This window comes from Burkholderia sp. APQ4-4ca, from assembly GCF_057837105.1.
The window spans coordinates 22,361-43,253 of sequence record NZ_JBYQCG010000230.1 but is presented as its reverse complement, the minus strand read 5'-3'; the positions used below and the strand labels follow the sequence as shown (position 1 = coordinate 43,253).

General features: G+C 68.0%; 23 protein-coding genes and 1 tRNA gene. 19 read left to right on the top strand and 5 right to left on the bottom strand.

Annotated elements, in window-relative coordinates:
- Positions 1–65: 65 nt before the first annotated feature.
- The 4 genes from AC3IFE_RS27000 to AC3IFE_RS26985 all read left to right on the top strand — a co-directional run bounded on the left by AC3IFE_RS27000 (position 66) and on the right by AC3IFE_RS26985 (position 3,168).
- Positions 66–821: a DeoR/GlpR family DNA-binding transcription regulator gene (locus AC3IFE_RS27000; RefSeq protein WP_301738107.1), complete on the top strand. Its 756-nt coding sequence runs from the start codon at positions 66–68 to the stop codon at positions 819–821.
- Between the two features lie 131 nt (positions 822–952).
- Positions 953–1,564, top strand: a complete 612-nt coding sequence (locus AC3IFE_RS26995) for a chromate transporter (protein WP_489193150.1) — start codon at positions 953–955, stop codon at positions 1,562–1,564.
- Entirely contained in the window at positions 1,561–2,103 is a 543-nt protein-coding gene (locus AC3IFE_RS26990) for a chromate transporter (protein ID WP_489193148.1), read from the top strand. Before AC3IFE_RS26995 ends, AC3IFE_RS26990 begins: the two co-directional genes overlap by 4 nt.
- Before the next feature lie 438 nt (positions 2,104–2,541).
- Positions 2,542–3,168, top strand: a complete 627-nt coding sequence (locus tag AC3IFE_RS26985; RefSeq protein WP_489193146.1) for a LysE/ArgO family amino acid transporter — start codon at positions 2,542–2,544, stop codon at positions 3,166–3,168.
- Positions 3,169–3,171: 3 nt separating this feature from the next.
- Here AC3IFE_RS26985 and AC3IFE_RS26980 read toward each other — a convergent pair whose 3' ends face one another.
- Complete coding sequence (locus AC3IFE_RS26980) at positions 3,172–4,344, bottom strand: enolase C-terminal domain-like protein (RefSeq protein WP_489193144.1); 1,173 nt, start codon at positions 4,342–4,344, stop codon at positions 3,172–3,174.
- A gap of 323 nt (positions 4,345–4,667) precedes the next feature.
- Positions 4,668–5,012, bottom strand: a complete 345-nt coding sequence (locus AC3IFE_RS26975) for a cupin domain-containing protein (protein WP_006496617.1) — start codon at positions 5,010–5,012, stop codon at positions 4,668–4,670.
- Positions 5,013–5,212: 200 nt separating this feature from the next.
- On the opposite strand from AC3IFE_RS26975, the gene AC3IFE_RS26970 reads away from it, so the two are divergent.
- Positions 5,213–5,287, top strand: a tRNA-Gly gene (locus AC3IFE_RS26970).
- Positions 5,288–5,417: 130 nt separating this feature from the next.
- Positions 5,418–6,194 (top strand): tRNA (guanosine(46)-N7)-methyltransferase TrmB, encoded by a 777-nt coding sequence (gene trmB, locus AC3IFE_RS26965; RefSeq protein WP_489193142.1) that lies wholly within the window; start codon positions 5,418–5,420, stop codon positions 6,192–6,194.
- A 94-nt stretch (positions 6,195–6,288) separates the two neighbouring features.
- Here the strand turns inward: trmB and AC3IFE_RS26960 are convergent, their stop codons facing one another.
- The 3 genes from AC3IFE_RS26960 to AC3IFE_RS26950 all read right to left on the bottom strand — a co-directional run bounded on the left by AC3IFE_RS26960 (position 6,289) and on the right by AC3IFE_RS26950 (position 8,094).
- Positions 6,289–7,119, bottom strand: a complete 831-nt coding sequence (locus AC3IFE_RS26960; protein ID WP_089466843.1) for an undecaprenyl-diphosphate phosphatase — start codon at positions 7,117–7,119, stop codon at positions 6,289–6,291.
- 79 nt (positions 7,120–7,198) lie between these two features.
- Positions 7,199–7,780, bottom strand: a complete 582-nt coding sequence (locus tag AC3IFE_RS26955; RefSeq protein ID WP_089466842.1) for a DUF1439 domain-containing protein — start codon at positions 7,778–7,780, stop codon at positions 7,199–7,201.
- Complete coding sequence (locus tag AC3IFE_RS26950; RefSeq protein ID WP_089467903.1) at positions 7,777–8,094, bottom strand: YkgJ family cysteine cluster protein; 318 nt, start codon at positions 8,092–8,094, stop codon at positions 7,777–7,779. The genes AC3IFE_RS26955 and AC3IFE_RS26950 overlap by 4 nt, the downstream gene beginning before the upstream one ends.
- Positions 8,095–8,266: 172 nt before the next feature.
- Between AC3IFE_RS26950 and hemN the strand changes: the two genes are divergently transcribed.
- The 13 genes from hemN (at position 8,267) to ureC (ending at position 20,886) form a co-directional block, all read left to right on the top strand.
- Positions 8,267–9,658, top strand: a complete 1,392-nt coding sequence (hemN, locus tag AC3IFE_RS26945) for an oxygen-independent coproporphyrinogen III oxidase (protein WP_489193139.1) — start codon at positions 8,267–8,269, stop codon at positions 9,656–9,658.
- A gap of 95 nt (positions 9,659–9,753) precedes the next feature.
- Positions 9,754–10,011 (top strand): hypothetical protein, encoded by a 258-nt coding sequence (locus AC3IFE_RS26940; protein ID WP_089466840.1) that lies wholly within the window; start codon positions 9,754–9,756, stop codon positions 10,009–10,011.
- 104 nt (positions 10,012–10,115) lie between these two features.
- Positions 10,116–10,772 (top strand): protein-L-isoaspartate O-methyltransferase family protein, encoded by a 657-nt coding sequence (locus AC3IFE_RS26935; RefSeq protein ID WP_301738103.1) that lies wholly within the window; start codon positions 10,116–10,118, stop codon positions 10,770–10,772.
- 14 nt (positions 10,773–10,786) lie between these two features.
- Positions 10,787–11,110, top strand: coding sequence for a rhodanese-like domain-containing protein (locus AC3IFE_RS26930; protein ID WP_006488544.1), 324 nt, complete (start codon positions 10,787–10,789; stop codon positions 11,108–11,110).
- A 356-nt stretch (positions 11,111–11,466) separates the two neighbouring features.
- Positions 11,467–12,774: an urea ABC transporter substrate-binding protein gene (urtA, locus tag AC3IFE_RS26925; RefSeq protein WP_489193136.1), complete on the top strand. Its 1,308-nt coding sequence runs from the start codon at positions 11,467–11,469 to the stop codon at positions 12,772–12,774.
- A 137-nt stretch (positions 12,775–12,911) separates the two neighbouring features.
- Positions 12,912–14,531, top strand: coding sequence for an urea ABC transporter permease subunit UrtB (gene urtB / locus AC3IFE_RS26920; RefSeq protein ID WP_489193134.1), 1,620 nt, complete (start codon positions 12,912–12,914; stop codon positions 14,529–14,531).
- Between the two features lies 1 nt (position 14,532).
- Positions 14,533–15,720, top strand: a complete 1,188-nt coding sequence (urtC, locus tag AC3IFE_RS26915; protein WP_489193132.1) for an urea ABC transporter permease subunit UrtC — start codon at positions 14,533–14,535, stop codon at positions 15,718–15,720.
- Positions 15,717–16,577 carry an urea ABC transporter ATP-binding protein UrtD gene (urtD, locus tag AC3IFE_RS26910; protein ID WP_089466835.1) on the top strand — a complete coding sequence of 287 codons (861 nt, stop codon included), beginning with the start codon at positions 15,717–15,719 and terminating at the stop codon, positions 16,575–16,577. The genes urtC and urtD overlap by 4 nt, the downstream gene beginning before the upstream one ends.
- Positions 16,578–16,581: 4 nt before the next feature.
- Positions 16,582–17,274, top strand: a complete 693-nt coding sequence (gene urtE, locus AC3IFE_RS26905; protein WP_089466834.1) for an urea ABC transporter ATP-binding subunit UrtE — start codon at positions 16,582–16,584, stop codon at positions 17,272–17,274.
- 150 nt (positions 17,275–17,424) lie between these two features.
- Entirely contained in the window at positions 17,425–18,300 is an 876-nt protein-coding gene (locus tag AC3IFE_RS26900) for an urease accessory protein UreD (protein ID WP_301738095.1), read from the top strand.
- A gap of 236 nt (positions 18,301–18,536) precedes the next feature.
- Positions 18,537–18,839 carry an urease subunit gamma gene (gene ureA, locus AC3IFE_RS26895; protein ID WP_006406310.1) on the top strand — a complete coding sequence of 101 codons (303 nt, stop codon included), beginning with the start codon at positions 18,537–18,539 and terminating at the stop codon, positions 18,837–18,839.
- 8 nt (positions 18,840–18,847) lie between these two features.
- Positions 18,848–19,153 (top strand): urease subunit beta, encoded by a 306-nt coding sequence (locus tag AC3IFE_RS26890; protein ID WP_089466832.1) that lies wholly within the window; start codon positions 18,848–18,850, stop codon positions 19,151–19,153.
- Between the two features lie 26 nt (positions 19,154–19,179).
- Positions 19,180–20,886 carry an urease subunit alpha gene (ureC, locus tag AC3IFE_RS26885; protein ID WP_301738093.1) on the top strand — a complete coding sequence of 569 codons (1,707 nt, stop codon included), beginning with the start codon at positions 19,180–19,182 and terminating at the stop codon, positions 20,884–20,886.
- Positions 20,887–20,893 lie beyond the last annotated feature (7 nt).

Here is a 20,893-nt window from a genome sequence, read left to right as displayed (position 1 = left end):
ACAAAGGACGGCGCCCATGGTAACGTGCAGATTCGTGCAATTTCAAGAATTTTCGTGCAAACGCGATGCTGACGACCCAACGCAAGAAGGCGATCCTCGATGCGCTCGCGCGCGATGGCCAGGTACTGGCCGCCGAGCTGAGCGTGCAATTCGGCGTGTCCGAAGACACGGTGCGCCGCGACCTGCGCGAACTCGCGGCCGAAGGGCTGCTGCAGCGCGTGCATGGCGGTGCGCTGCCGGCGTCGCCGGCCGTCGCGCCGTTCGCGCAGCGCGAGGCGCTCGAAACCACGGAGAAGCGGCGCATCGCACGGCGGGCCGCGCAGATGATCGCGCCCGGGCAGGTGGCGATCGTCGACGGCGGCACGACCTCCGCGCTGCTCGTCAGCCAGTTGCCGGCCGACCTGCGCGCGACGATCGTTACGCACAGCCCGAGCGTCGCGGTCGCGCTGGCCGCGCATCCGTCGATCGACGTGATCCTGATCGGCGGGCGGCTCTACAAGCACTCGATCGTCGCGGTTGGCGCGGCGGCGATGGAAGGCATCGCGCGCATTCGCGCGGATCTGTATTTCATGGGCGTCACGGGCGTGCATCCGGTAGCCGGCCTGAGCACCGGCGATTTCGAGGAAGCGGCGATCAAGCGCGCGCTGGCCGAACGCGCGGCCGAGACGGTCGTGCTCGCGTCGCAGTCGAAACTGCGCGCGGCGTCGCAGTTCGTGATCGGCGACCTCACGCTGGCGCAGGCGATCGTCGTCGAGAAGGAAACCGACACCGCGCTGACGAAGCCGATCGAGGCCGCGGGTGTGACGGTGGTGCGCGCATAGCGTGCGGTGCGCTCGTACGCGCCGAATCGGTTGCGAGTTGCACCGCGCTCGTGCCGAACCCATGTCAGCGTGCTGACAGGCACCGCTTGCTAACATGGGCGATCGTCCGATCACCACGTGCTACCCGCCCGATGCTTCCGCCCTCCACCACAACTGCCTCGGCACCGCCCGCAGGCGAGGCACCGCCGCCGGACGTCCTCGCACTGTTCGTCGCGTTCGCGCAGATCGGCCTGACCAGCTTCGGCGGCGGGCTCAGCGGGCGGATGATGCGCGATTTCGTGCACGAGCGACGCTGGCTCGACGAAGAGGCGTTCCTCAACGGTCTCGCGCTGTCGCAGGCGTTGCCGGGCGTCAACGTGAAGAACCTCGCGATCTGGATCGGCTACCGGCTCGCCGGATGGCGCGGCGCGGTGGCCGGCTTCACCGGCATCATCGCGCCGCCGGCCGTGCTGATCGTGCTGTTCGGCGTCGCGTTCTCGACGCTCACGCGCTTTCCGCTCACGCACGTCGCGCTCGCCGGCGCGGCGGCCGCGGCGATCGGGCTCTCGATCTCGATGGCGATCACCGCGGTGCGCCGGCTGCCGCGCCGCGTGCTGCCGTTCGCCGTCATGACGCTCACGTTCGCGTCGGTTGCGGTGCTGCACTGGCCGCTCGTATGGACCGTGCTGATCGGCGGCACGCTGAGCGTCGCGCGCGAATACCGTCGTGCGGCCGCCGCGCCGATCGGGAGCGACGCGCGATGAATGCGTCCGCACGTTACGCAGCACTGTTCGGCGTGTTCGCGCCGCTGTCGATCGCGACGATCGGCGGCGGGCAGGCGGTCATCGCGGATATTCAGCGGCAAGTCGTCGATGTCCATCACTGGATGAGCGCCACGCAATTCGTGAACGACTTCGCGATCGCGCGGATGGCGCCGGGCCCGGGCTCGTTGCTGGCGACGCTGATCGGCTGGCAGGTCGCCGGCTTCTGGGGCGCGGTGATCGCGACGCTCGCACTGTTCGGCCCGACCGCGTTCCTGATCTACGGCGTCGCGCATCTATGGCGGCGACACCGGGGCGCGCGCTGGCAAATCGCGCTCGAAGCCGGCCTGCGTCCGGTCGCGGCCGGCATGATCCTCGCGTCGGTATGGGTGCTGCTGCAGGCGCTCGACGGCGGCTGGGCGGCTCGCGCGATCGCGATTGCGTCGACGCTGTGCGTGATGTACACACGCATTCATGCGCTGCTGTTGATCGCGATCGGCGCGCTGCTGCTCGTCGGCTTGCACACGCTCGGCGGCGCTTGACGCGCGCCGCCGTCATCGCCCCGGGCGCCGCCTGCTCGCCTAAACGCCGCGAAACACCGGCGCACGCCGCTCTGCGAACGCACGCCACCCCTCGTCGAAATCCGCGCCTTCGCACGCCCGCCGACGCAAGTCGGCGATCCGTTCGAGCGCGTCGGTCGGCAATGGCCGCGCACATCGAGACCCAGGAATGCAAGCTCGCGCTGTAGACGGTACCGCACAGGCTGTTCGCGCGCGCTCTGTCGCTGCGCTGACACGACACCGCGCTCGCCAGCCACGCGGTGCAGGAGGTGAAGGCCGAAATCGTCTGGCGGTTCGATACGCACGGGCAACGGCCGGAGCGTGCGCGGCCGGCCGGTATTGACAACGCCCCAGGCACCCCTTAACGTGGCGTCCATCCTAACCATCACCGGTTCAGCTTAAGAGGTTGTCGGCCCGCTCGTGCTCGACACCTCTGCCTTCATCGAAGGCCTGCTGCTTGGCGCCGGCCTGTTCACGTCGGTCGGTCCCAAGGACGCCTTCGTCATCAAGCGCTCGATTTCGAGCCCTCACCTGCTTTCCATTGCCCTCGTCTGCGCCGGTAGCGACGCGCTGCTGATCGCGCTCGGCGCACACGGGCTGTCGGCGTTGCTGTCGCGCCATCCCGGCGTCGTGTCGGCCGCGCTGTGGGCCGGCATCGCGTATCTCGCCGGCTATGGCCTGCTCGCGCTGCGCTCGGCGATCGTCGGACGGCAGCCCGAACATGTGGATGGCTCACGCGTCGGCAGCGAACCCACGCGGTCGCGCACCGTGCTCGCAACCGCCGCCGTTTCGCTCCTCAATCCGTATGCATGGATCGATACGGTGCTGCTGCTCGGCACCGTGATCGTGAGCCACGCGCCGTCCGCCCGCGCGCCGTTTGCGATCGGCGCAGTGGCTGCGTCGCTCGCGTGGTTTCTGGTGCTCGTCTATGGCGCACGCGCGTGCCGTGCGTGGTTCGCTCGTCCGCTCGCGTGGCGCGTGCTCGACGGCTTCGTCGCGATGATGATGCTCGGCTTCGCGGCGCGTTTCGCGATCGACGCGCTTTAGGCGTCAGCCTCCCGATAGCGATTCCGATATCGCGCGGAATACGTCGTGCGCGCGGGCATGCAATTCGAACCCGATACCCGGCGCCCGCGGCACGCGTGCGTATCCCGCGTCGACGATTTCGCCATCGGCGAGTCCGCTGAACGGTTCGAATGCGAACGGGCTGACTTCCGCACCGCCGAGCCCGAGCGCCGCGACGACGTGCAACGAGAACAGGTGCCCCCCGTGCGGCCAGAACGCGTCGCGCCGCCAGCCACGCGATACGAAGTGATCGACGATCGGTAGATAGCCCGGCAGCCCGTAGCTGTGCACGGGATCGAACACCAGTACGTCGCGGTCGTTGCGCAAGCCGCCGTAGCGGTCGAGCAGCTTCGCTTCCGCGAGCGAGAACAGCGCTTCGCCGGACGCGATCGGCGCAGCGTATCGCGTGGCGACGTCCGCCTGGAGCGGCAGGTCGAGCGGATCGCAGATGTCCTCGAACCACCAGAGGTCGAACAGCGCGAGCATCGCGGTCGCGGCGGGTGCCGTCGTCGCGTCGTACGTGTTCATCGCGTCGACTGCGAGATGCGAAGGGCCGGCCAGCTGTGCGGCCGCGGCTTCGATGCGGCGCCGGTCCTGCTCGACATCCGCGCCGCCGATCTTCATCTTCGCGTGCGTGTAGCCGAGATCGACGATCCGGCGCATCTCGTCCGACAGGCGCGCGAGATCGTCATGCGGATAGCGGTAGCCGCCGCCCGCGTACACGCGCACGCGCGACTGCGGCGTGCGTCCGAGACGATCGGCGAGAAAACGATGCAGCGGCAGGTCGGCGATCTTCGCGGCGGCATCCCAGATCGCCATGTCGAGGGTGCCGACCGCGACGCAGCGTTCGCCGTGCCCGCCCGGCTTTTCGCCGGCCATCATCGCGCGCCATGCGCGGAACGGGTCGAGGTTCGTGCCGGCTTCGTCGGCGAGTGCGTCGGCCGCGGCCAGCAGGCGCGGCGCGAACCGTTCGCGGATCAGGCCGCCCTGCGCGAAGCGGCCGATCGACGCGTAGCCGTAGCCCGTCACCGGGCGGCCGTCGCGCACGACGTCGGTAACGACCGCGACGACGCTCGTCGTCAGGCCGCCGGACGCAATCGCGGGATCGGCATAGCGGGACACGGGAATCGCACGTTCGTGGATCGCGGTGATGCGCATGGTCGGGGCTCCGGAGGGGCGTCCGGCACAGGCGGAAAGTTCGTGCGCTGCAGCGGAAACGGTGGGCGGATCGCTGCATCTTAGGGGTTTGCGTGATGGCGTGCAGGATCGGTGGCGAGCGTCATCGTGTCGTCGCCCGGGCAATTGCGTGTCGAATTCGTCAGGGGGTGCAGCTGGATAAAGAAGCGCGCCGAGCAGGCGGCCATGCTCGGCGCGCTATTTCCGAATCGAGTCCGGTCGAGCCGGGATCTCGATTGCCGTCCCGGCTCCATGAACCGGGACGATGGCGGTATGCCTGGACTGAATCGAATCGACAGGCTCGCTCAGGCGAAGACGAAGTACTTGCGCACCGTCTCGACCACTTCCCAGGTCCCTTTCATGCCGGGTTCGATGACGAACACGTCGCCGGCTTTCAAGTGCTGCGGCTCCTCGCCTTCCGGCGTGATGATGCAGTAGCCATCGAGGAAGTGGCAGTACTCCCATTTTTCATAATTCACCTCGAACTTGCCCGGCGTGCAGATCCAGGTGCCCATGATCTTGCTGCCGTCCTTCGAGACGTACGCGTTGAGGTTCACGGTGTGCGGATCGCCGCCGATGCGCTTCCACTTGGTTGCATCAAGGACAGGCGTCGGGCAGGTTTTGCGCAGAACGGTGATGAAATCGGACATGTCGGCTCCAGACTAACGATCGTATGAGAGGCCTGTCACGTTAGTTCGAAAGCTTTGCATGGGCTTGTATGCTTCCGACACCGACTCGTCCATTTTCGACATTGGCTGGTGTGCCGGCCGGGCCGCACCAGTTTCGATACCGGCGGCCAAGACGGCCCGCTTGCCATCCCCACCCAAACCCCTGTAGAATTGCGCGTTCTGCGGGCGTCGTATAATGGCCATTACCTCAGCTTCCCAAGCTGATGACGTGGGTTCGATTCCCATCGCCCGCTCCACTTTCCGGCTGCACAACAGCCTGCGCATGAGCCGCCTCGTCGAAGGCGGCTTTTTTGTACCATGCGCCGAATCGCCCGGCAGCATTGCTGCGCACGGGCCCTCGCCCGAACCGAGCCTTTCTCTGTACCGATGATGCACGACGATCCGAACGAAGCCGGCCTGCCGCCGCATGACGACGCCATTCCCGACGAAGCCGGCCAAGCCGGCGAAGGCGCCGACGAAGTCAACCCGCTGCACCGCCGCCGCATCCGCAGCTTCGTGACGCGCGCCGGCCGCGTGTCGACCGGCCAGCGCCGCGCGCTCGACGAGTTCGGCCCGCGCTTCGTCGTCCCGTATGCGCCGGAGCTGCCCGACTGGAACGCGATCTTCGGCCGCAGCGCACCGCGCATCCTCGAGATCGGTTTCGGGATGGGCGCGTCGACCGCGGAAATCGCCGCGCATCGCCCGGCTGACGATTTCCTCGGCGTCGAGGTCCACGAGCCGGGCGTCGGCGCGCTGCTGAAGCTGATCGGCGAGCAGGATCTGACGAACATCCGCATCGTCCAGCACGACGCGGTCGAGGTGCTCGAGCACATGATCGCGCCGGAAAGCCTCGACGGCGTGCACATCTTCTTCCCCGATCCGTGGCACAAGGCGCGTCACCACAAGCGCCGGCTGATCCAGCCGCCGCTCGTCGCGCATCTCGCGTCGCGCCTGAAGCCCGGCGCGTACCTGCACTGCGCGACCGACTGGCAGAACTACGCGGAGCAGATGCTGGAAGTGCTCGGCGCGGAACCGACGCTCGAAAACACGGCCGCCGATTACGCACCGCGCCCCGACTACCGTCCGGTGACGAAGTTCGAACGGCGCGGCCTGCGGCTCGGCCACGGCGTGTGGGACCTGGTGTTCCGCAAGCGCCCACGCTGAGCGCCCCACCCCGCGCGGAATAAAAAAATCCCGACCGGCGTCTCGCGCCGGTCGGGATTTTTTCATGGAGCGGCGCATCGACCGCTCGCCAGCCTCACGTCCAGTTCAGCCAGCCGCTGTAACCCACCAGCAGCACGAACAGCCCGAACGCGATCCGGTACCACGCGAACACCGTGAAATCGTGCGTCGCGACGTAGCGCAGCAGCCAGCGCACGCACACGAACGCGCTGACGAACGCGGCGACGAGCCCGAGCGCGAACAGGCCGAGCGAATCGACGGTGAACGCCTGCCAGTCCTTCACGGTTTCGTAGAGCGTCGCGCCGAAGATGATCGGAATCGCGAGGAAGAACGAGAATTCGGTGGCCACGCGCCGGTCGAGACCGAACAGCATCCCGCCGATGATCGTCGAGCCCGAGCGCGACATGCCGGGCACCAGCGCGAAGCACTGCGCGATACCGACCTTGAGCGCGTCGAGCGGCGTCAGCGCGTCGACCGACATCACGCGCGGCGGCTCGCTGCGTTCGCGCTGCCGCGCCTCGGCCCACAGGATGATCGCGCCGCCCACGACGAGCGCGAATGCGACGGGCACCGGCGAGAACAGCACCGCCTTGATCTTCTTCTCGAACAGCAGGCCGAGCGCGATCGCGGGAATCGTCGCGATCACGACGTTCAGCGTGAAGCGCTGCGCGTCGGGCCGGCTCGGCAGCCCGGACACGACGGATACGATGCGCTGCCGGTATTCCCAGCAGACCGCGAGGATCGCGCCGAACTGGATCACGACGTCGAACGTCTTCGCGTGCGAATCGTTGAAATTCAGGAAGCTGCCCGCGACGATCAGGTGACCGGTGCTCGACACCGGCAGGAATTCCGTCAGCCCCTCGACGACGCCGAGGATCAATGCCTTGCAGATCAGGATCCAGTCCATCCGTGGCCCAACTCCGAAATGGTCGAAAGAAAGGGCCACTCTTGCGCGCGCGGCCCGCCCGGCCGTGCGCGCCCCATCGTCACTTTTCGACGATCGCCACGCGTATGCCGTTTGTAAGGATCGTAATTGTACCGGGTTCGTAGTTCACTCCGGCAAATTGGAGTTGTTCCGGCTTGAACGTGTAGATCGGATAGTTGGTCAGCAGCTGCGTCGCGAGCAGGCCGGCGGCCGCGCCGACCTGCTGCGCGTACATCTGCGCGTCGCCGTCGAGCGCGAGGCTGTCGACGGCCGGCGCCCTCAGCACGACCGAACGGCTCGGTGCGTCGTACGCAAGCTGGCCCGACACGGTGAACTTGCCGCTGACGGGCTCGCGCAGGAACGGGCTCGCGAAATGGGCGTCGAGCTGCACGGCCACGCGGTTCTGGTCGGGCAGCAGATTGACGGCCGGGTTCGCGAGCGACACGTCGACCACCTGGGCGACCGTCTTCTGGTAAGGAAACTTCCGCGCGACGGCCTTCTGCACGTCGCCGCGCGAGAACGTGTAGTGATCCGGGATGAACGGGAACGTCGACGCGCACGCGGCGAGCGATACGCACACGCCGACGGCGCCGATAGCGGCAGCGAGAAAACGGCGCCGGCCGGGCGCGCGAGGGACGGTCATGCTGATTTCTCTCCTGGATGCGCCGGCCGCGTCGCGGCCTCGAGGCGCGTGAGCCACGCGAGCGCGTCGTCGCGCGACGCGCCGCACATGTCGGCGGACGGCTGCAGCCCGGAACAGCACGCGGGGCGCTCGGGTCGGCCGAAGATCATGCAGCGCAGGTCGTCACCGAGCTGCACGCAGCGCACGCCGGCCGGCTTGCCGTCGGGCATGCCCGGAATCGGGCTGGAAATCGACGGGGCGATGCAGCACGCGCCGCAGCCCTCGCGGCACGCATGCGGCGGCGGGACTTCGGCGGGCGCCGGGCGGGCAGGCATTTCGACGGACACTCGGCTCTCTCGACGAACAACGAAAAACGGTGCGGCAACCGGACGCGGCGTCCGGCAGCCCACCCCGCATTGTGCCATCGCCGGCTGCGACGTTATTACACAATCCAGCCCGCGCGCGTGTTCATATACTCGAAAGCATCTAAAAAAGCGCGAGACCGCCATGCGTTCTGGTTCTGCCGACACGATGTTCCGTCCCGATTTGCTCACGAAATACGGCGCGAACGGGCCGCGCTATACGTCGTACCCCACCGCGCTGCAGTTCCGCGACGATTTCGATCCGGCCGACTACGTCCGCGCGGCCCGCGACCCCGGCGCGTCGTCGAGCGACCTGTCGCTGTACTTCCACATCCCGTTCTGCAACACCGCGTGCTTCTACTGCGGCTGCAACAAGATCGCGACCAACAACCGCCGCCGCGCGCGCCCGTATCTCGACCAGCTCAAGCGCGAGATGGCGCTGCAGGCCGCGCTGTTCGATCCGTCCCGCCCCGTCACGCAGCTGCACTGGGGCGGCGGCACGCCGACCTTCCTGTCCGACGACGAAACGGCCGAGCTGATGGCGGCCACGCGCGAGCACTTCACGCTCGCGCCGGACGCCGACGCCGAGTTCTCGATCGAGATCGATCCGCGCACGGTCACGCCGGCGACGCTCGTCCATCTGCGCACGATCGGCTTCAACCGGCTGAGCCTCGGCGTGCAGGATTTCGACCCGGTCGTGCAGCAGGCGATCAACCGCATCCAGCCGCGCGCGATGACGGCCGACCTGCTCGCCGCCGCACGGGCGACGGGCTTCCATTCGGTGAGCGTCGACCTGATCTACGGGCTGCCGCACCAGACGGTCGCCGTGTTCGCACGCACGCTCGAGACGATCATCGAACTCGCTCCCGATCGCCTGTCGGTGTTCGGCTACGCGCACATGCCGCATCTGTTCAAGATGCAGCGGCAGATCGACGATGCGACGCTGCCGCCGCCGGAAACGCGCATCGCGCTGCTCGGCCTCGCGATCGACATGCTGACGTCGGCCGGCTACGTGTACATCGGGATGGACCACTTCGCGCGGCCGTCCGACGAGCTCGTGCGCGCGCAACGCAACGGCACGCTGCAGCGCAATTTCCAGGGCTACAGCACGCGCGCGGATACCGATCTGATCGGCTTCGGCGTGTCGTCGATCGGCAAGGTCGGCGACTTCTACGCGCAGAACGCGAAGGACCTGCCCGCCTACGGCGCCGCGCTCGACGCCGGCCGGCTGCCGATCGCGCGCGGCGTGCGGCTCACGCCGGACGACCGGCTGCGCCGCGACGTGATCACGCAATTGATGTGCAACCTCGAACTGCCGTTCTCGCATGTCGAGGCCGCGCACGGGATCCTCTTCGCGGATCATTTCGCGCGCGAGCTCGACGCGCTGCGACCGTTCGAGCGCGACGGGCTGCTGACGATCGCGCGCGACCGGCTGACGACCCATCCGGCCGGCCGGATGGTCGTGCGCAACATCGCGATGGCGTTCGACGCGTACCTCGGCCAGACGTCGCAGCAGCGCTACTCGCGCACGGTTTAGGGCGGTTCCCGCGCCGGCCCACGGGCGGGCGCCGGCCGCACGCTCGTGGCCGGTTTGATAGAGTGTGAGGCTTACATCCGCTCCGCCACCCCAAGATGCGCACCACCAAAGCGACCCACGCGGTCGAACGCCTGAAGGCCCGCTCCGGCAACCCGCAATTCGCGGCCGTCGCGATGGCGGGCGGCCTGTTCTATCTCGTCGACCGCTCGGGCGGCACCGCCGAAAAACGCTGCGAGCCGCTGCCGCTCGACGAATTCGTCAAGTTCGTCGACGAATTTGGCCCCAAAAAGCCGCGCAAGGCGAGCAAGCTCGACCTCGCGTTCGAGGCGCAGATCAAGAAGAGCAAAGGGTAAAGGTCTGTTGCAGGCCGCCTGAAGGCTTCGCGGCCGTGCCGTTTGGTACAATCACGAAGTTTCTCTATCCCCGCTGATGGCCGACCTGGCTGCGTGACCACACCATGAATATCGAAAACGCGCGTTTCAACATGATCGAACAGCAGATCCGTCCGTGGGACGTGCTGGATCTGGATGTCCTGGGCCTGCTGTCGATCGTCAAGCGTGAAAACTACGTGCCGGCCCAATATCGCGATCTCGCGTTCGCCGATCTCGAACTGCCGCTGCCGGGCGGCACGAGCAAGATGCTGTTTCCGCGCGTCGAAGCGCGCGTGCTGCAGGAGCTGTCGGTCAAGAAGCACGAGAACGTGCTCGTGATCGGCGCGGGCTCGGGCTACTTGGCCGCGCTGTTCGCGCATCGCGCGCAGCACGTGACGGCCGTCGAGATCGATCCGGCGATCGCGAAGTTCGCGGAAGACAACCTGCGCAACGACGGCGTGACCAACGCCGAAGTCGTGCTGGGCGACGGCTCGCGCGGCTGGGCGGCCAAGGCGCCGTACGACGTGATCTGCGTCGCGGGCGGCCTGCCGGTCGTGCCGCAGGAAATGCTCGAACAGCTGAAGGTCGGCGGCCGCCTGTCGGCGTTCGTCGGCGGCCGTCCGGTGATGAAGGCGCAGATCATCACGCGCATCGACGACAAGCAGTACCGCGTCGCCGACGTGTTCGAAACGTACATCGACCACCTCGTCAACGCGATCGAGCCGTCGCGCTTCAAGTTCTGAGCGGCGGAGCCTCCATGCAGATCCTGACGCCCGCGATGCTCGCGGAATGGCTCGGCGACACGGCGCGCCCCGCGCCGGTCGTGCTCGACGTGCGCGAGCCGTGGGAAATCGCGACCGCGCAGATCGCCGGCAGCGTGTCGATTCCGATGCAGCAGATTCCCGCGCGCAGCGAAGAGCTCGACGACGAAGCGGAAATCGTCTGCGTGTGCCATCACGGGATGCGCAGCGCGCAAGTCGCGATGTTCCTCGAATCGCGCGGCTTCACGAAGCTGTACAACCTGCAAGGCGGGATCGACGCGTGGTCGCGCGACGTCGATCCGTCCGTGCCGCGCTACTGACCGATCCTTCCGGCGGCGCATCATGTGCCGCCGCGCCGCCCGGCACCCCGCCGCCGGCCGCACAGATCCGCCGAACGGGCGCGCACTGCGCGCCCGTTTTTCTTTTCCTCCCCGGTTTGCCTGCGTTTCGACGCCGCCGCACCGTCGTGCACCATTTGCGCCCGTGCGCCTGCACCGCAATGGACGGCGGATGCTGCACGGCGCATCATCCGCACCGCGCCGATGCCCGCCGGTGCCCACCCGTGCCCCGCGCAGGCACGCCGGGCGTGCATCCGCGCGACTGGCACATGCCTTGCGTTACACGATGGCCGGCGCCGCCACGGCGCACGCGCATCCAACACGACAAGGGGATACCGATGAAACGTCGCAGTCTGTTGAAGTTCGGTTCGATGGCCGGCGCGCTCGCGCTGGCGGGCAAGAGCCCGTTCGCGCACGCGGCCGATGCGGGCACCGGCCCGATCAAGGTCGGCATCCTGCATTCGCTGTCGGGCACGATGGCGATCTCGGAGACGTCGCTGAAGGACACCGCGCTGATGACGATCGCCGACATCAACAAGAGCGGCGGCGTGATGGGCCGCAAGCTCGAACCGGTGGTGGTCGACCCGGCGTCGAACTGGCCGCTGTTCGCCGAGAAGGCGCGCCAGCTGCTCACGCAGGACAAGGTCGCGTGCGTGTTCGGCTGCTGGACGTCGGTGTCGCGCAAGTCCGTGCTGCCGGTGTTCGAGGAGCTGAACGGGCTGCTCTACTACCCGGTGCAGTATGAAGGCGAGGAAATGTCGCGCAACGTGTTCTACACGGGCGCCGCGCCGAACCAGCAGGCGATTCCGGCCGTCGAGTACCTGATGGGCGCGGAAGGCGGCGGCGCGAAGCGCTTCTTCCTGCTCGGCACCGACTACGTGTATCCGCGCACGACCAACAAGATCCTGCGCGCGTTCCTGAAATCGAAAGGCGTGAAGGACGCCGACATTCAGGAGGTCTACACGCCGTTCGGCCACAGCGATTACCAGACCATCGTCGCGAACATCAAGACCTTCGCGCAAGGCGGCAAGACGACCGTGGTCTCGACGATCAACGGCGATTCGAACGTGCCGTTCTACAAGGAGCTCGGCAACCAGGGGATCAAGGCGACCGACGTGCCGGTCGTCGCGTTCTCGGTCGGCGAGGAAGAACTGCGCGGGATCGATACGAAGCCGCTCGTCGGCCACCTCGCCGCGTGGAACTACTTCATGTCGGTGAAGAACCCGACCAACACGAAGTTCAAGGACCAGTTCGCCGCGTGGGTGAAGGCGAACAACCTGCCCGGCGGCGCGAAGCGCGTGACCAACGATCCGATGGAAGCGACCTACGTCGGCATCCATATGTGGAAGCAGGCCGTCGAGAAGGCGAAGAGCACCGACGTCGACAAGGTGCGCGTCGCGATGATCGGCCAGACGGTCGCCGCGCCGTCGGGCTTCACGCTCACGATGGACGGCAACCATCACCTGCACAAGCCGGTGATGATCGGCGAGATTCGCGGCGACGGACAGTTCAACGTCGTGTGGAAGACGAAGACGGCCGTGCGCGCGCAACCGTGGAGCCCGTTCATCGCGGGCAACCAGGGCAAGCCGGACGTCGTCAGCTCGATTCCGGCGTTCCTGCGCCGGCAGCGCGCGGCGCTGGCGTGACGCCGTGCGGCGCGTCGCGCTTCGTGCGCGACGTGCCGCTCGCGCATCCACCGCGATGCGCCGGCCGCGCTCGTCGTGACGAATCGCCACCGCCGGCGCCGCACCACTCCGCTCCCCTCGCCCGACAGGATTTCCCGATGCCTACACGCTTTCGCCGAGCCGCCCGCGCGATCGCGGCATGCGCCGCCCTCGCGGGCCTGCTGCCGCACGCCGCGTTCGCGCTGACGGCGGCCGACACCGCCGCGCTCGCCGGCGACGACTTCGACGCGAAGACGGCGGCGATCGAACGGCTCGCCACAGACACCGATCCGCGCGCCGTCGCGGTGCTCAACGCGCTGTCGAGCGGCGATGCGCTCGCGACCGGCGACGGCCGCCTGCTGATCCAGTCCGGCGACACCGCGCACGACGCGCTCACGCAGGCCGCGACGCCGGCCGGCGACGCGCAGCCGGTGATGCTGAACAACCTGCTGCGCACGAAGATCGCCGGCGCGCTGTCGGGCCTCGCGCTCGCGTCGCCCGACGTGGCCGCACGCCGCGACGCGATCGACGCACTGCTGAAGTCGCCCGACCCGGCGCTCAAGCCGATGATCGATCGTGCCCGCGCAAAGGAAACCGATCCGGCATTGAAACGTCGCCTCGACGCGCTGTGGGCAATTGCCGCGCTGCACGACGCCGATCCGGCGAAACGCCTCGAAGCCGTGCAGGTGGTAGCCGCGCGCAGCGACCTCGACATGATTGAACAACTGCGCCCGCTCGTCGCGAAGAACGCCGACGGCAGCTACGCGGAACCCGACGCACGCGTGCGCGACGCCGCGCAACACGGGCTCGATGCGTTGCACGCACTGCAGCGCCGCGGCGAAATCGTCGGCACGGTGTTCGCCGGCCTGTCGCTCGGCAGCGTGCTGCTGCTCGCCGCGCTCGGCCTCGCGATCACGTACGGGCTGATCGGCGTGATCAACATGGCGCACGGCGAATTCCTGATGATCGGTGCGTACGCAACCTATGTCGTGCAGACGCTGATCCAGCGCTACGCGCCCGGCGCGTTCGACTGGTATCCGCTCGTCGCCGTGCCGGTGTCGTTCGCGGTGGCCGCGCTCGTCGGCATCGTGCTCGAACGGCTCGTGCTGCGACATCTGTACGGCCGCCCGCTCGAAACGCTGCTCGCGACCTTCGGCGTGAGCCTGATCCTGATCCAGGCGACGCGCATGCTGTTCGGCGCGCAGAACGTGCAGGTCGTGAACCCGTCGTGGATGAGCGGCGGCGTGACGGTGATGCAGAACCTGATCCTGCCGTACAACCGGCTCGCGATCCTCGCGTTCGCGCTCGCGGTGGTGTTCGTCGCGTGGGCCGTGCTGACGAAGACGCGGCTCGGCCTGTTCGTGCGCGCCGTCACGCAGAACCGCCGGATGGCCGCCTGCGTCGGCGTGAAGACCGCCCGCGTCGACGCGTATGCGTTCGCATTCGGTGCGGGCATCGCGGGCCTCGGCGGCTGCGCGCTGTCGCAGATCGGCAACGTGGGTCCCGATCTCGGCCAGAACTACATCATCGATTCGTTCATGGCCGTCGTGCTCGGCGGCGTCGGGCAGATCGCCGGCACCGTGCTCGGCGGCTTCGGGCTCGGCCTCGCGAGCAAGGCGATCGAACCGTTCTGGGGCGCCGTGCTCGCGAAGATCGCGGTGCTCGTGATGATCGTGCTGTTCATCCAGAAACGCCCGCAGGGCATGTTCGCGCCGAAGGGCCGCAGCGCGGAGGCTTGACGTGACTTCATACACCGATTCGATGTCGAACCCGGTCGCCGGCATGCCGCAGCCCGCCGCCGGCGCGCGCGCGGCGGACGGCTTCGCGCTCGGCCTGCCGCCCCGCCCCGCGCTGCTGTCGCGCCGCGCATGGCTCGCGCTCGTCGCGCTTTGCGTGGCGATCGGCATCGGCGTGCCGCTCGCCGCGCTCGTCGCGCCGGAAGCGAGCGCGTTCCATCTGTCCGCGTACACGATGACGCTCGCGGGCAAGCTGATGTGCTACGCGATCGCCGCGCTCGCGCTCGATCTCGTGTGGGGCTACTGCGGGATCCTGAGCCTCGGCCACGGCTTGTTCTTCGCGCTCGGCGGCTATGCGATCGGCATGTACCTGATGCGCGAGATCGGCCGCGACGGCAAGTACGGCAGCGACCTGCCCGACTTCATGGTGTTTCTCGACTGGCACCAGTTGCCGTGGTACTGGAGCGGCACGCAGCATCTCGCGTGGGCGCTCGCGCTCGTCGTGCTCGTGCCGGCCGTGCTCGCGTGGGTGTTCGGCTTCTTCACGTTCCGCTCGCGCGTGAAGGGCGTGTACCTGTCGATCATCACGCAGGCCATGACGTTCGCCGCGATGCTGCTGTTCTATCGCAACGAGACGGGCTTCGGCGGCAACAACGGCTTCACCGATTTCAAGCGCATCGCCGGCTTCGCGATCACGTCGCCGGGCACGCGCACGGTGCTGTTGCTGCTGACCTTCGCGACGCTCGTGCTCGCGTTCATCGCCGCGCGCGCGATCGTCACGAGCAAGCTCGGGCGCGTGGTGACCGCGGTGCGTGACGGCGAGACGCGGCTGATGTTCCTCGGCTACAGCCCGCTCGCGTACAAGCTGTTCGTGTGGACCGTGTCGGCCGTGCTGTGCGGCATCGCCGGCGCGCTGTACGTGCCGCAGGTCGGCATCATCAATCCCGGCGAGATGTCGCCGGGCAACTCGATCGAAATGGCGATCTGGGTCGCGGTAGGCGGGCGCGGCACGCTGATCGGGCCGATCGTCGGCGCATTCGCGGTGAACGGCGCGAAGAGTTTCTTCACCGCGTACTTCGCCGAATACTGGCTGTTCTTCCTCGGCCTGATCTTCGTGCTCGTGCCGCTCTTGCTGCCGCGCGGAATCATGGGCCTCGTCGAAACCGTGCTCGCGAAGGGGAAACGCGCATGAACGGAACGGCTCTCTATCAGTTCACGCCGCCGCCGCCCGAAGACGAGCTGCTCGCCGTCAGCGGCAGCGCGTCGATGGGGCGCGTCGTGCCGGCCGGCATCGACACGTCGCACGGCACGATTCTCTATCTCGAGGATATCGAGGTGAGCTTCGACGGCTTTCGGGCGCTGAAGAAGCTGTCGCTCGCGATCGACGCGGGCGAGCTGCGCTGCGTGATCGGCCCGAACGGCGCGGGCAAGACGACGATGATGGACGTGATCACCGGCAAGACGCGGCCCGATGCGGGCAAGGTGTTTCTCGGCCAGACGATCGATCTCGCGCGGATGAACGAACCCGAGATCGCGCGTGCGGGCATCGGCCGCAAGTTCCAGAAGCCGACCGTGTTCGAACAGCATCCGGTGTGGGAAAACCTCGAACTCGCGATGCAGACCGACAAGGGCTGGCTCGCGTCGCTGCGCGCGCGGCTCGACCGCACCGCGCAGGCGAAGATCGAGGAGACGCTCGCGCTGATCGGCCTCGAAAGCCAGGCCTATCGCGCGGCCGGCGAGCTGTCGCACGGGCAGAAGCAGCGGCTCGAAATCGGCATGCTGCTGATGCAGCGCCCCGCGCTGCTGCTGCTCGACGAGCCGGCGGCCGGGATGACCGACCACGAGACGATGGAACTCGCCGAGCTGCTGAACACGCTGCGCGGCACCTGCTCGATGATGGTCGTCGAGCACGACATGGAGTTCGTCGCGGCGCTCGCGGGCGACACGGGGCGTGTGACGGTGATGGCCGAAGGCGCGGTGCTCGCGCACGGCACGCTCGACCAGGTCAAGCGCGACGATGCGGTGATCGAGTCTTACCTCGGACGATGATGCGATGCTGAAAATCGAAGCGCTGAACCAGTACTACGGCGGCAGCCATATCCTGCGCAACGTGAACCTCGCCGCCGACGACGGCAAACTCACCGTGCTGCTCGGCCGCAACGGCGTCGGCAAGAGCACGCTGCTGCGCTGCCTGATGGGCGTCGTCGCCGCGAAAAGCGGCAGCGTGTCGTGGCGCGGCACCGCACTCGGCGCGCTGCCGCCGTATGCGCGCGTCGCGGCCGGGCTCGCGTATGTGCCGCAGGGCCGCGACATCTTTCCACGGCTCACCGTCGAGGAGAACCTGCTCGTCGGCGCGGCGAGCCGCAAGGCGCCGTCGAAAGTGCCCGACCGCATCTACGACCTGTTCCCGGTGCTGAAGGACATGCGCGCACGGCGCGGCGGCGACCTGTCCGGCGGCCAGCAGCAACAGCTCGCGATCGGCCGCGCGCTGATGAGCGAGCCGCAGTTGCTGATCCTCGACGAGCCGACCGAAGGCATCCAGCCGTCGATCATCCAGGACATCGGGCGCACGCTGCGCCAGCTCGTCGACGAATCGAAGATGACCGTGCTGCTCGTCGAACAGTATTACGACTTCGCGCGCTCGATTGCGGACAGCTACTGGGTGATGAGCCGCGGGGAGATCGTCGCGGGCGGCGACGCGCGCGACATGGAGGCGAACGGCGTGCGCGAGCTGATCGCGGTGTGACGGCAGGCGTGGCGGCCGGCGCCGCGGTGCGCGGCGGGTGACACGTGCGGACGGCGCGCACAGCGCTTTCAACGAATGCAGTATCTGCATTATTGTTCCGGTAGCATCCACGTTCTTCGCACCCGCTTCCTCGTTTCCCGTTCGCCGCCGATGTCCGCCCCCGATTCGCATGCCACGCTGTCCCGCCCCGCCGTCGCCAAGTCGTGGCGCGGCCGCCTCGAACTCGGCTTCGAGCGGCACGGCGCGCGCACGACGCTCGCGCACCGGCTGCACGACGGCCCGCTGCGCGTGCAGCGGCCGCTGTATCCGGAGGGCGACGCGATCTGCCACGCGGTGATCGTCCATCCGCCGGGCGGCGTCGCGGGCGGCGACCGGCTCGACATCGACATCGCGCTCGGCGACGGCACGCACGCGGTGCTGACGACACCCGGCGCGACCAAGTGGTACAAGTCGAACGGGCTGGACGCGACGCAACGGATCGGCATCACGGTTGGCGAACACGCGAAGCTCGACTGGCTGCCGCAGAACAACCTGTTCTTCGACACGGCGCACGCGTCGCTCGACTTCACGGTGACGCTCGGCGCAGGCGCGAGCGCGATCGGCTGGGACGCGACGCAGCTCGGCCGGCAGGCCGCCGGCGAAACCTGGTCGGCGGGGCGCATCGCGTCGAGCTCGGCGCTTGTCGCCGCCGACGGCCGGCCGCTGTGGACCGAACGCGCGCTGCTCGACGCGCGCGACCCACTGCGCGGCGCGCTGCAGGGCCTCGCCGGCTTTCCCGCGTACGGCACGCTGTGGGCGGCCGGCGCCGCGTGCGACGCCGCGCTCGCCGAAGCGCTCGCCGCGCGCATGCCGTTCGACGACACGCTGCGCGCGGGCGCCACCTGCGTGACGCCCGGCGTCGTGCTGGTGCGCGCGCTGGCAACGTCGATGGAAGCGCTGCAGCGCCACTTCACCGACTGCTGGCTGCAGTTGCGACCGATCGTGCACGGCGTCGACGCGCGGCCGCTGCGTCTCTGGCAGACCTGAGCACGTCCACCTTACGCACCGTTTCGGCGCAACGCCGCGACACGCGACGCACAGTCTGCATGCATCACGCACCACGGGCGCGCATGGCGGCACGTCGAACGCTCATGGCACGCACCTTGCTGCTTACATAAGCGATACACGACGCACGCCAAACAGCGCGGTGCTACGATGGTCCGCACCCCTGCTCGGTCGCTTACGCACCGATAAAAATTACGTTTTCCTGAACGCCTGCCTTCATGAAACTGACTCCCCGCGAAAAGGACAAGCTGCTGATCTTCACGGCGGCGTTGCTTGCCGAACGCCGCCGCGCGCGCGGCCTGAAGCTCAATTATCCGGAGGCGGTCGCCTTCATCACCGCGGCGCTGATGGAAGCCGCGCGCGACGGCAAGACCGTGGCCGAGGTGATGCACTACGGCACGACGCTGCTCACGCGCGACGACGTGATGGACGGCGTGCCGGAAATGATTCCCGACATCCAGGTCGAAGCGACCTTCCCCGACGGCACGAAACTCGTGACCGTCCACCACCCGATTCCGTGAAGCCCCGCATGATTCCCGGCGAAATCCTCACCGACGACGGCGACCACGAACTGAACGCGGGCCGCGCGACGCTGTCGCTCGTCGTCGCGAACACCGGCGATCGCCCGGTGCAGGTCGGCTCGCACTACCACTTCTTCGAAGTCAACGACGCGCTGTCGTTCGACCGCGCGGCCGCACGCGGCTTCCGGCTCAACATCGCGGCCGGCACGGCCGTGCGCTTCGAGCCGGGCCAGACGCGCACCGTCGAGCTCGTCGCCCTCGCGGGCGAGCGCGCCGTCTACGGTTTTCAGGGCAAGGTGATGGGGCCGCTGTAAGCCGCCCCGCTCTTCAGGAACAGCACATGACACTACGCTTGAGCCGCCGCGCGTACGCGGAAATGTTCGGGCCGACGACGGGCGACCGCGTGCGGCTCGCCGATACCGAACTGCTGATCGAAATCGAACGCGACTTCACCACGTACGGCGAGGAAGTGAAATTCGGCGGCGGGAAAGTGATCCGCGACGGGATGGGCCAGTCGCAGCGCGTGGCCGCCGACGTGCCCGATACCGTCATCACGAACGCGGTGATCCTCGATCACTGGGGCATCGTGAAGGCCGACATCGCGATCAAGCACGGCCGCATCGCCGCGATCGGCAAGGCCGGCAACCCCGACATTCAACCGGGCGTGACGATCGCGATTGGCGCGGCGACCGAAGTGATCGCCGGCGAAGGGCTGATCGTGACCGCGGGCGGCATCGACACGCACATCCACTTCATCAGCCCGCAGCAGATCGACGAGGCACTGGCCTCGGGCGTCACGACGATGCTCGGCGGCGGCACGGGGCCGGCCACCGGCACCAACGCGACCACCTGCACGCCGGGCCCGTGGCACATGGAGCGGATGCTGCAGGCCGCCGACGGCTGGCCGATCAACCTCGGCTTCCTCGGCAAGGGCAACGCGAGCCTGCCGCAGCCGCTCGTCGAGCAGATCGCGGCCGGCGCGATCGGGCTGAAGCTGCACGAGGACTGGGGCACGACGCCCGCCGCGATCGACAACTGCCTGTCGGTCGCCGACGACACCGACACGCAGGTCGCGATCCACACCGACACGCTGAACGAAGCGGGCTTCGTCGAATCGACGGTCGCCGCGTTCAAGGGCCGCACGATCCATACGTACCACACCGAAGGCGCGGGCGGCGGCCATGCGCCCGACATCCTGAAGGTGTGCGGCGAGATGAACGTGCTGCCGTCGTCGACCAATCCGACGCGCCCGTACACGATCAACACGCTCGACGAGCATCTCGACATGCTGATGGTGTGCCATCACCTCGATCCGTCGATCGCGGAGGACCTCGCGTTCGCCGAATCGCGCATTCGCCGCGAGACGATCGCGGCCGAGGACATCCTGCACGATCTCGGCGCGCTGTCGATGCTGTCGTCCGATTCGCAGGCGATGGGCCGCGTCGGCGAAGTGATCATCCGCACGTGGCAGACCGCGCACAAGATGAAAGTGCAGCGCGGCGCGCTGCCGGAAGACAGCTCGCGCAACGACAATTTCCGCGCGAAGCGCTACGTCGCGAAGTACACGATCAACCCGGCGCTCACGCACGGCATCGCGCACGAAGTCGGCTCGATCGAGCCCGGCAAATGGGCCGACCTCGTGCTGTGGGAACCCGCGTTCTTCGGGATCAAGCCGTCGATGATCCTGAAGGGCGGGATGATCGCCGTCGCGCAGATGGGCGACCCGAACGCGTCGATCCCGACGCCGCAGCCGGTTCACTATCGCGAGATGTTCGCGACGCGTGGCGGCGCGCTCGCGCGCACGTCGCTGACCTTCGTGTCGCAGATGGCGGCCGACGCGGGCATCGCGGAGCGCTACGGCCTCGCGAAGCGGATCGTGCCGGTGCGCAACTGCCGCAACGTGACGAAGGCCGACATGATTCACAACGCATGGCGTCCGTCGATCAGCGTCGATCCCGAAACCTACGACGTGATCGCCGACGGCCAGTTGCTCACCTGCGAACCGGCGACGGTGCTGCCGATGGCGCAGCGCTATTTCCTGTTCTGATCCGGAA

Bases quoted from the DNA above. Each gene is read 5' to 3' on its own strand.
- AC3IFE_RS26990 (WP_489193148.1), top strand. From the start codon at position 1,561: ATGAATGCGTCCGCACGTTACGCAGCACTGTTCGGCGTGTTCGCGCCG.
- hemN (WP_489193139.1), top strand. From the start codon at position 8,267: ATGCGTTCTGGTTCTGCCGACACGATGTTCCGTCCCGATTTGCTCACG.
- urtB (WP_489193134.1), top strand. From the start codon at position 12,912: ATGCCTACACGCTTTCGCCGAGCCGCCCGCGCGATCGCGGCATGCGCC.
- AC3IFE_RS26980 (WP_489193144.1), bottom strand. From the start codon at position 4,344: ATGCGCATCACCGCGATCCACGAACGTGCGATTCCCGTGTCCCGCTAT.
- AC3IFE_RS26995 (WP_489193150.1), top strand. From the start codon at position 953: ATGCTTCCGCCCTCCACCACAACTGCCTCGGCACCGCCCGCAGGCGAG.
- AC3IFE_RS26975 (WP_006496617.1), bottom strand. From the start codon at position 5,012: ATGTCCGATTTCATCACCGTTCTGCGCAAAACCTGCCCGACGCCTGTC.
- ureC (WP_301738093.1), top strand. From the start codon at position 19,180: ATGACACTACGCTTGAGCCGCCGCGCGTACGCGGAAATGTTCGGGCCG.
- urtD (WP_089466835.1), top strand. From the start codon at position 15,717: ATGAACGGAACGGCTCTCTATCAGTTCACGCCGCCGCCGCCCGAAGAC.
- ureA (WP_006406310.1), top strand. From the start codon at position 18,537: ATGAAACTGACTCCCCGCGAAAAGGACAAGCTGCTGATCTTCACGGCG.
- AC3IFE_RS26935 (WP_301738103.1), top strand. From the start codon at position 10,116: ATGAATATCGAAAACGCGCGTTTCAACATGATCGAACAGCAGATCCGT.
- AC3IFE_RS26960 (WP_089466843.1), bottom strand. From the start codon at position 7,119: ATGGACTGGATCCTGATCTGCAAGGCATTGATCCTCGGCGTCGTCGAG.
- AC3IFE_RS27000 (WP_301738107.1), top strand. From the start codon at position 66: ATGCTGACGACCCAACGCAAGAAGGCGATCCTCGATGCGCTCGCGCGC.
- urtE (WP_089466834.1), top strand. From the start codon at position 16,582: ATGCTGAAAATCGAAGCGCTGAACCAGTACTACGGCGGCAGCCATATC.
- urtA (WP_489193136.1), top strand. From the start codon at position 11,467: ATGAAACGTCGCAGTCTGTTGAAGTTCGGTTCGATGGCCGGCGCGCTC.
- AC3IFE_RS26950 (WP_089467903.1), bottom strand. From the start codon at position 8,094: ATGCCTGCCCGCCCGGCGCCCGCCGAAGTCCCGCCGCCGCATGCGTGC.
- AC3IFE_RS26930 (WP_006488544.1), top strand. From the start codon at position 10,787: ATGCAGATCCTGACGCCCGCGATGCTCGCGGAATGGCTCGGCGACACG.
- AC3IFE_RS26955 (WP_089466842.1), bottom strand. From the start codon at position 7,780: ATGACCGTCCCTCGCGCGCCCGGCCGGCGCCGTTTTCTCGCTGCCGCT.
- AC3IFE_RS26940 (WP_089466840.1), top strand. From the start codon at position 9,754: ATGCGCACCACCAAAGCGACCCACGCGGTCGAACGCCTGAAGGCCCGC.
- AC3IFE_RS26890 (WP_089466832.1), top strand. From the start codon at position 18,848: ATGATTCCCGGCGAAATCCTCACCGACGACGGCGACCACGAACTGAAC.
- AC3IFE_RS26900 (WP_301738095.1), top strand. From the start codon at position 17,425: ATGTCCGCCCCCGATTCGCATGCCACGCTGTCCCGCCCCGCCGTCGCC.
- trmB (WP_489193142.1), top strand. From the start codon at position 5,418: ATGATGCACGACGATCCGAACGAAGCCGGCCTGCCGCCGCATGACGAC.